Origin of the sequence: Mycobacterium sp., from assembly GCF_044342925.1 — a bacterium.
Lineage (GTDB): Bacteria > Actinomycetota > Actinomycetes > Mycobacteriales > Mycobacteriaceae > Mycobacterium.
Map to the genome: position 1 here is coordinate 1 of NZ_JBIIOV010000156.1, position 7,681 is coordinate 7,681.

Consider the following 7,681-nt stretch of genomic DNA (forward strand, 5'->3'; position numbering starts at 1 on the left):
TGGCCCCGCCGAGCGGATCACCCTGACCCCGCTCGGTGACGAACCGGAGCCCCGGGCCGCCCCGGACCGGCCCTGGCCCGGTCAGCTTCCCCAGCCCGCCCCGGCGGTGCTTCTGGACGAGCCGGTGGAATTGCTTGGCGCCCAGGGCGATCCCGTTCGGGTGACCGCACGCGGAGCGTTCACCGCCGAGCCGGCCCGGCTTGACGGCGGTTCCCCCTACCGCGGTGAGCTGAGTTGGTGGGCCGGGCCGTGGCCGGTCGACGAGCGGTGGTGGGACCCCGACCGGGAACGGGCCCAGTCGGGCCGAACCGCCCGGGCGCAGGTTCTGATGGGTGACACCGCGTTGCTGCTCTGCTACCGGAAGAGCCGCTGGTATGTCGAAGGTGTTTACGAATGACATAACCTGACGCCATGCATCCCGGCGATGAGCAGCTCGACTACCGATCGCTGATGGAAGCAGCCGAAGACTCCGGGCTGATCTTCTTCGCGCTGCGGGTCCGCCCCGATGTCGAACTCGAATACCTTTCCGGCGCAACGGAAGAACAGTTCGGAATCACTACGTCCGCGGCCTGTGTCAATCCCGCCGTGCTCCACTCCCTGCTCGATGAAACCGACCGGCGGGAGCCGTCGCCGGATGTACGAGGCCGAACTGACCCGGCTGGCCTCCACCGACGACCTGACCGGGATCTTCAACCGCCGGCGCGGCACCGAACTGCTGGCCGCGGCCAACTTGCATCAACGCCACGACCGGCCCCTCACGCTGCTCATGCTCGACGTCGACCACCTCAAGATGGTCAACGACACCGCCGGCCATCAGGGCGGCGATGTGGTTCTGGCCGGCACCGCCGGTTGTATCGCCGAGGCGATCGGCAACGACAACGTCGTAGCGCGTTGGGGCGGTGATGAATTCGTGGTTCTGCTGCGCGATTGCGAACTCATCGACGCCGTTGGTGTTGCCGACCGGATCCGGCTCCGGGTAGCCGAGAGCCAGTTCGACCCCGTCGGCCATGTCACCGTCAGTATCGGGGCGGCTGAACTTGGCCCCGGCGAGGACCTGCACGCCTGGCTGATCCGTACCGACCGCGCGCTCTACGAAGCCAAGCGATCCGGACGCAACACGGTCTGGGCTTAACCCGCGGCGTCCGCCGTGGGTCCCAGCCGTCGGGCGAAGGGCGCCACCCGGGCGATGTAGCGCTCGAAGAACGCGGCCGGGTCGACCTCAAGGCCCACCTGCGCGTTGGGCTTTCGTCCCCAGCGGGCGCTCCAGTCCGCGATCGTCATCCCGCGGGTCAGTGTCCCGGTGGTCTCAACCGCCACCGGCGCTGCCCGGGTGCGGATCAGGGCCGGGTCCAGTGCCACCGCGGCGGCCAGCGGATCGTGCAGGTGGACGAGATACCCCTCGCCTTGGGCGAAGTGGAACTCGAAGTAGAACCGCATCGCGTCGTCGAGCACCCGGATCAGCGGGTTGGGGGCCTCGGCGGTGGACCCCGCCGCCTCGGCGAGGCGCGCCATGATCTCCGGCGTCAGCATTACGGTCTCGGTGAGGTTGAGTCCGCAGACGATCGGAAGATGCTCCGGGGGAACCGAATTCGACTCCACCGCACGACCCCAGGCGTCGAAGACCTCCGCGGCGGCTTCGGGGTCCACGCTGACGTTCCACTCGGCGACCGGGGTGGTGTTGCCGCGGTAGTCGAACGACCCGCCCATGATCACCAGCCGGCGCAGTAGGCTCGGCAACGCCGGCTCGGCGCGCAGTGCCAGCGCAAGGTTGGTCAGCGGCCCGGTGACCAGGCCGACCAGCTCGCCGGGACGCGCCCGCGCCGCCCGCACCCAGGCCTGCGCGGCGTCGTAGGAGGTCAATTCCATTGCTGTCGAAGGTAATTCGGCGTAGCCCAGACCGGCCGGGCCGTGGGTGTCCTCGGCGGTGCGTAGCGGAACGCTCAGCGGGTGCTCCGCCCCGCGCGAGACCGGCACCCCGGTCGCGCCGCACAGGTGCAGCAGGCCCAGATTGTTGCGGCACACCTGGTCGACGCCCACGTTCCCGGCGGTCGAGGCGACTGCGACCAGCTCCGCGTCAGCGCTGGCCAACAGGTAGACCAGGGCTAGCGCGTCGTCGACCCCGGTGTCGACGTCGGCGAAGACCGCCGTCGTCACGGCGCTGTGCCGGCGCTCGCCAGCCGGTCGCGGAACCAATCCGGCCACGCCAGCTTGTCGAAGCTCGCCGCGTCCACGCACACGTGGGTCAGCGCCGCCTCGGCAATCAGGTCGCCGCCGCGCTGAATGCGGTAGCGGCTGCGCAGCGACGTGCGCCCCGGCGGCTCGATCGCGACGTCAACCACCAGGTCGTCGTCGAAGCGGGCCGGTGTGCGGAATTGCAACTCGGCGGCCACCACCACGAAGTCGATCCCGCGGTCGATCAGCGCCTGATAGCCCCCGAACATCGCACGCAGCGCCTCGGTGTGGGCCATATCCACCCAGGTGAGGTAGTGGCCGTTGAACACCCGGCCCTGCATGTCACATTCGGCGTAGCGCACCCGCAAGGGCATGGCGAACTGCGCGTCGGGGCTCACGCAGCGGCGTCGAAGGCGAAGTCTTTGATTCCGTCCCACTCCAGCAGCGTCCACCCGGTGACCGGGTTGCCGCGCAGCACCACCCCGCGGTTGTTGGGCAGCGGGTGGTCGGTGAGCAGGCTGGGCTTGCCGTTGCGCGCGTTCATCAGCGTCCACACCGCGATCGCCAGACCGCTGGAGAAGGCGATGGGCTTGTCCTCGCCGCTGTCGTAGATCTTCTGCACCGCGTCGCTGTAGGCATTGTTGAACTGGTCTCCGTCGACCGATCCGGGGATACCGAAGCGGCGATCACCCTTCAGCCACGCCTGCGGGCCGAGCAGGAAGGTGCCGGAGGTGTCCTTCATGGCGAAGCCCTCGAACCAGCCGGCGCCGATCTCGTTGAGGCCCGGCAGCACCGTCACATCGGTGCCCAGCTTCTCGGCCAGCGGTGCGGCGGACTCCTGGGCGCGCAGCATCTCCGAGGCGTACACCCCGTCGTAGTCATTGCCTGCCAGTGAGTTGGCCAGCTCGTCGGCCTGCTCACGCCCCGCGGGGGTCAGTCCCGGCCCGGGCAGAACGGTGGAGGCGACATCGGCGGCATTGGCTTCTGACTCCGCATGCCGCATCAAGGTCAGCGTGATGTCACGGACATCGGGCTTGGCCTGCCCGCCGCACCCCGCCACCAACAGAACAGACATCAGCATGGCCAGGGCAGCGGACACCCGCCGGGCGCGAGAAACGTACATACACACAGCGTGCCCCCAAAGTTGTCTCGGCGGGTGAGAATTCGGCCGAGCGAACAAGAGAAATCCCAGGACGACCCAGGAAGTCGAGGACCCGTGGAGCGCCGCCCGGGAAAACCGGGGACGAGAACTGGGCTGACGACATCGCCGAGTACACCGACTGACTAGATGACGCCGCCCATGGCCAAGCCGATTCCGTAGGTGATCGCCATCGCCACGGCGCCGCCTACCACGACTCGTTTCGTCGCGTGGACCGGATCGGCACCGCCGAGGCGGGCACTGGCCCACCCGGTAATGGCCAGCGCCACAAGCACTCCCACGAAGGTGATCGGAATCCGGGTTGACGGTGGCGTCAACAGGATCGCCAGCATCGGCAGCAGCGCCCCGATGGTGAAGGAGATCGCCGAGGAGATCGCGGCGTGCCAGGGATTGGTCAGTTCGTCCGGGTCGATACCGAGCTCGATATCCACGTGCGCGGCGAACGCGTCGTGGTCGGTCAGTTCGCGGGCGACGGTGCGGGCGGTCGCCGGCGAGAGACCCTTGGCCTGATAGAGCCCGACGAGCTCCTCGAACTCTTCCTCGGGCTCTTCGGCAAGCTCTCGACGCTCCTTGGCCAGTAGCGCCTGCTCGGTGTCGCGCTGGGTGCTCACCGAGACGTACTCGCCCAGCGCCATCGACAACGCTCCGGCGGCCAGCCCGGCCATACCGGCGGTGAAGATCGGTCCGCGATCCATCGTGGCGGCGGCCACGCCGATGACGATGCCGGCCACCGAGACGATGCCGTCATTGGCGCCGAGCACCCCGGCGCGCAGCCAGTTCAGCTTGGAGTTGATAGCGCCGACGTGCGGCTCGGCGGGATGGGGCGCGGAATCGATCTCGGTCACCGATTGAGCTTAATAGGCGCGCAAGGGGGCTGTTGTATCGAACGCGTGTTCGATAAACTTCGGTGGATGGGCTGGAATGACGGGCCGCCGACCTGGGCGGAGATGGAGCGGGTGCTCAACAGCCGGCCCCCGGCCGGACCACCGGCCGGGCCGGCCGGTGCCGCCTTGGCTGAACCAGCCGCTGACGGCAGTGATAGTCCGGCCTGGTCGCGCAAGCGCGCCGGATACCAGGCCCCGGAGCTGGATCTTCCGCGGCGGCCCGGCGTGCCCTACGCCGAACTGCACACCCACTCGGCATTCAGCTTCCTCGACGGGGCCGGCACTCCGGAGGAACTCGTCGAGGAGGCGGCCCGGCTCGACCTGCGCGCGATCGCGCTGACCGATCACGACGGCCTCTACGGCGTGGTGCGGTTCGCCGAAGCGGCCCGCGAACTCGGCGTCCCGACGGTGTTCGGCGCCGAACTCTCCCTCGGTGATGTCGCCCGCACCGAGGCGCCCGACCCGCCCGGCCCGCACCTGCTGGTGCTGGCCCGCGGCGCGGAGGGCTACCGGCGGCTGTCGCGTCAACTGGCCGCCGCGCACCTGGCCGGCGGTCACAAGGGCAAGCCGCGCTATGACTACGACGCCCTCACCGAGGCCGCGGGCGGTCACTGGCACATTCTGACCGGCTGCCGCAAAGGCCATCTGCGGCAGGCCTTCTCGGATGGTGGTCCGGAGGCCGCCGCAGCAGCGTTGGCGGATCTGGTGGACCGGTTCGGGGCAGACCGGGTCAGTGTCGAACTGACTCATCACGGTCACCCCGGCGACGACGAGCGCAACGTCGCGCTCGCGCAACTCGCGCCGCGGTTCGGAGTCGACGTCGTCGCCACCACCGGGGCACATTTCGCCGCGCCGAGCCGGGGCCGGCTGGCGGCGGCGATGGCAGCCATCCGGGCCCGCCAGTCCCTGGACTCCGCTGCCGGGTGGCTGGATCCGATGGGCGGTGCGCATCTGCGGTCCGGCGCGGAGATGGCGCGGCGGTTCGGCTGGCATCCACAGGCCGTCACCGCGGCGGCGGCTCTCGGCGAGCAGTGCGCGTTCGAGCTGGCGCTGATCGCCCCGCAGCTGCCGCCGTTCGACGTCCCCGACGGGCACACCGAGGACAGCTGGCTGCGGGAGCTGGTCATGGTGGGGGCGGCGCGGCGGTACGGGCCGCGGGCCGGCGCGGCCCGGGCTTACGCGCAGATCGAGCGGGAGCTGGCCGTCATCGCCGAGCTGAAGTTCCCCGGCTATTTCCTGGTGGTGCACGACATCACCCAGTTCTGCCGCCGCAACAACATCCTGTGCCAGGGTCGCGGCTCGGCGGCGAACTCGGCGGTCTGCTACGCCCTGGGAGTCACCGCGGTGGACCCGATCGCCAACGAGTTGCTGTTCGAACGGTTCCTGTCACCGGCGCGCGACGGGCCGCCCGATATCGACATCGACATCGAATCCGACCTGCGCGAGCAGGTGATCCAGTACGTCTACCAGCGGTACGGCCGCGACTACGCCGCGCAGGTGGCCAACGTGATCACCTATCGCGGTCGCAGCGCCATCCGCGACATGGCCCGCGCGCTGGGGTTCTCGCAGGGCCAGCAGGACGCCTGGAGCAAGCAGGTGAGCCGGTGGGGTCCGCTGGCCGAGTCGCCTGATCTCGAGGGCATCCCCGACCAGGTGGTGGACCTCGCGGTGCAGATCAAGGACCTGCCCCGGCACATGGGCATCCACTCCGGGGGCATGGTGATCTGCGACCGTCCGATCGCCGACGTCTGTCCGGTGGAGTGGGCCCGGATGCCCGGCCGCAGCGTGCTGCAGTGGGACAAAGACGACTGTGCGGCAATCGGTTTGGTGAAGTTCGACCTGCTCGGGCTGGGCATGCTGTCCGCGTTGCACTACGCCATCGACCTGGTGGCCGAACACAAGGGCATCGAGGTGGATCTGGCCACGCTGGACCTGTCCGACAGCCGCGTGTACGAGATGTTGCAGCGCGCCGACTCGGTCGGGGTGTTCCAGGTGGAGTCCCGCGCGCAGATGGCCACCCTGCCCCGGCTCAAGCCCCGGGTGTTCTACGACCTGGTGGTCGAGGTGGCGCTGATCAGGCCCGGACCCATCCAAGGCGGTTCGGTGCACCCGTACATCAAGCGCCGCAACGGGCTTGAGCCGGTGGTCTACGACCATCCGTCGATGGAGCCGGCCTTGCGAAAGACGTTGGGGGTTCCGCTCTTCCAGGAGCAGCTGATGCAACTGGCGGTGGACTGTGCTGGTTTCTCCGCGGCCGAGGCCGACGAGCTGCGCCGAGCCATGGGATCCAAGCGGTCCACCGCCAAGATGCGCCGGCTGCGTGACCGGTTCTACGCCGGGATGGAGCAGCGTCACGGCATCACCGGGGAGGTGGCCGACCGGATCTACGAGAAGCTGGCGGCGTTCGCCAATTTCGGCTTCCCGGAGAGCCATTCGCTGTCGTTTGCCTCGCTGGTGTTCTATTCGTCGTGGTTCAAGCTGTACCACCCGGCGGCGTTCTGCGCGGCGCTGCTGCGGGCACAGCCGATGGGGTTCTACTCGCCGCAGTCGCTGGTCGCCGACGCGCGCCGGCACGGGGTCCGGGTGCACGGCGGGTGTGTCAACGCCAGCCTGGCGCACGCCACGTGCGAGAACGCCGGACTGGACGTGCGGCTCGGCCTGGGCGCCGTCCGGCACATCGGCGCCGAACTGGCCCAGCGCATCGTCGACGAGCGGGAAGCCCACGGGCCCTTCACCACTCTGCTGGATCTGACCGGTCGCGTGCAGCTGTCGGTTCCCCAGACCGAGTCCCTGGCCACCGCCGGAGCGCTGGGGTGCTTCGGCATCACCCGGCGGGAGGCGCTGTGGGCGGCCGGCGCCGCCGCCACCGAACGTCCGGACCGGCTGCCCGGGGTCGGATCGTCGTCGCACATTCCGGCGCTGCCCGGGATGAGCGAGGTGGAGCTGGCTGCCGCTGATGTCTGGGCTACCGGGGTGTCGCCGGACAGCTACCCCACGCAGTTCCTGCGCGCCGATCTCGACGCCATGGGCGTCACCCCGGCCGGCGGACTGGCGTCGATCCCGGACGGCAGTCGGGTGCTGGTTGCCGGTGCGGTCACCCATCGGCAACGTCCGGCGACGGCGCGGGGAGTGACGTTCGTGAACATCGAGGACGAGACCGGAATGGTCAACGTGCTGTGCACGCCCGGGGTGTGGGCCCGGCACCGGCGGGTGGCCCAGACCGCGACAGCGCTGCTGATCCGCGGGCAGGTGCAGAACGCCAGTGGGGCGGTGACCGTGGTGGCCGAGCGGATCGGACCGTTGAGGATGACGGTGCAGTCCCGCTCCCGTGACTTCCGGTAGCACGCCGACGTTCAGCCGTACTCTTCTGCGTATGACACTCAACCTCTCCGCCGACGACGTTCTGACGACCACCCGTTCGGTGCGCAAGCGGCTCGACTTCGACAAGCCGGTGCCCCGCGAGGTC

6 protein-coding genes and 2 pseudogenes are annotated in these 7,681 nt (G+C 69.4%); 4 read left to right on the plus strand and 4 right to left on the minus strand.

The window, feature by feature from the left end; all coding sequences use genetic code 11:
* Positions 1 to 397 (plus strand): annotated as a pseudogene (locus tag ADBZ6I_RS14315) (DNA polymerase Y family protein); the annotation flags it as partial.
* A 207-nt stretch (positions 398 to 604) separates the two neighbouring features.
* Positions 605 to 1,132, plus strand: coding sequence for a GGDEF domain-containing protein (locus ADBZ6I_RS14320; RefSeq protein ID WP_526384940.1), 528 nt, complete (start codon positions 605 to 607; stop codon positions 1,130 to 1,132).
* Here the strand turns inward: ADBZ6I_RS14320 and ADBZ6I_RS14325 are convergent.
* The 4 genes from ADBZ6I_RS14325 to ADBZ6I_RS14340 form a co-directional block, all read right to left on the minus strand.
* Entirely contained in the window at positions 1,129 to 2,154 is a 1,026-nt protein-coding gene (locus ADBZ6I_RS14325; RefSeq protein ID WP_526384942.1) for a nucleoside hydrolase, read from the minus strand. The two genes, ADBZ6I_RS14320 and ADBZ6I_RS14325, sit on opposite strands and share 4 nt — an antisense overlap.
* Positions 2,151 to 2,570, minus strand: a complete 420-nt coding sequence (locus tag ADBZ6I_RS14330; RefSeq protein ID WP_526384944.1) for an acyl-CoA thioesterase — start codon at positions 2,568 to 2,570, stop codon at positions 2,151 to 2,153. Before ADBZ6I_RS14330 ends, ADBZ6I_RS14325 begins: the two co-directional genes overlap by 4 nt.
* Positions 2,567 to 3,295 (minus strand): histidine phosphatase family protein, encoded by a 729-nt coding sequence (locus ADBZ6I_RS14335; protein WP_526384946.1) that lies wholly within the window; start codon positions 3,293 to 3,295, stop codon positions 2,567 to 2,569. The genes ADBZ6I_RS14330 and ADBZ6I_RS14335 overlap by 4 nt, the downstream gene beginning before the upstream one ends.
* A 161-nt stretch (positions 3,296 to 3,456) precedes the next feature.
* The gene (locus ADBZ6I_RS14340) at positions 3,457 to 4,176 is read right to left on the minus strand and encodes a VIT1/CCC1 transporter family protein (RefSeq protein WP_526384948.1); all 720 of its coding nucleotides are present in this window, start codon (positions 4,174 to 4,176) and stop codon (positions 3,457 to 3,459) included.
* Positions 4,177 to 4,242: 66 nt separating this feature from the next.
* Between ADBZ6I_RS14340 and ADBZ6I_RS14345 the strand changes: the two genes are divergently transcribed.
* Complete coding sequence (locus ADBZ6I_RS14345; RefSeq protein ID WP_526384950.1) at positions 4,243 to 7,557, plus strand: DNA polymerase III subunit alpha; 3,315 nt, start codon at positions 4,243 to 4,245, stop codon at positions 7,555 to 7,557.
* A gap of 31 nt (positions 7,558 to 7,588) precedes the next feature.
* Positions 7,589 to 7,681, plus strand: a pseudogene (locus tag ADBZ6I_RS14350) (nitroreductase family protein); the annotation flags it as partial.

Bases quoted from the DNA above. Each gene is read 5' to 3' on its own strand.
- ADBZ6I_RS14320 (WP_526384940.1), top strand. From the start codon at position 605: ATGAAACCGACCGGCGGGAGCCGTCGCCGGATGTACGAGGCCGAACTG.
- ADBZ6I_RS14335 (WP_526384946.1), bottom strand. From the start codon at position 3,295: ATGTACGTTTCTCGCGCCCGGCGGGTGTCCGCTGCCCTGGCCATGCTG.
- ADBZ6I_RS14345 (WP_526384950.1), top strand. From the start codon at position 4,243: ATGGGCTGGAATGACGGGCCGCCGACCTGGGCGGAGATGGAGCGGGTG.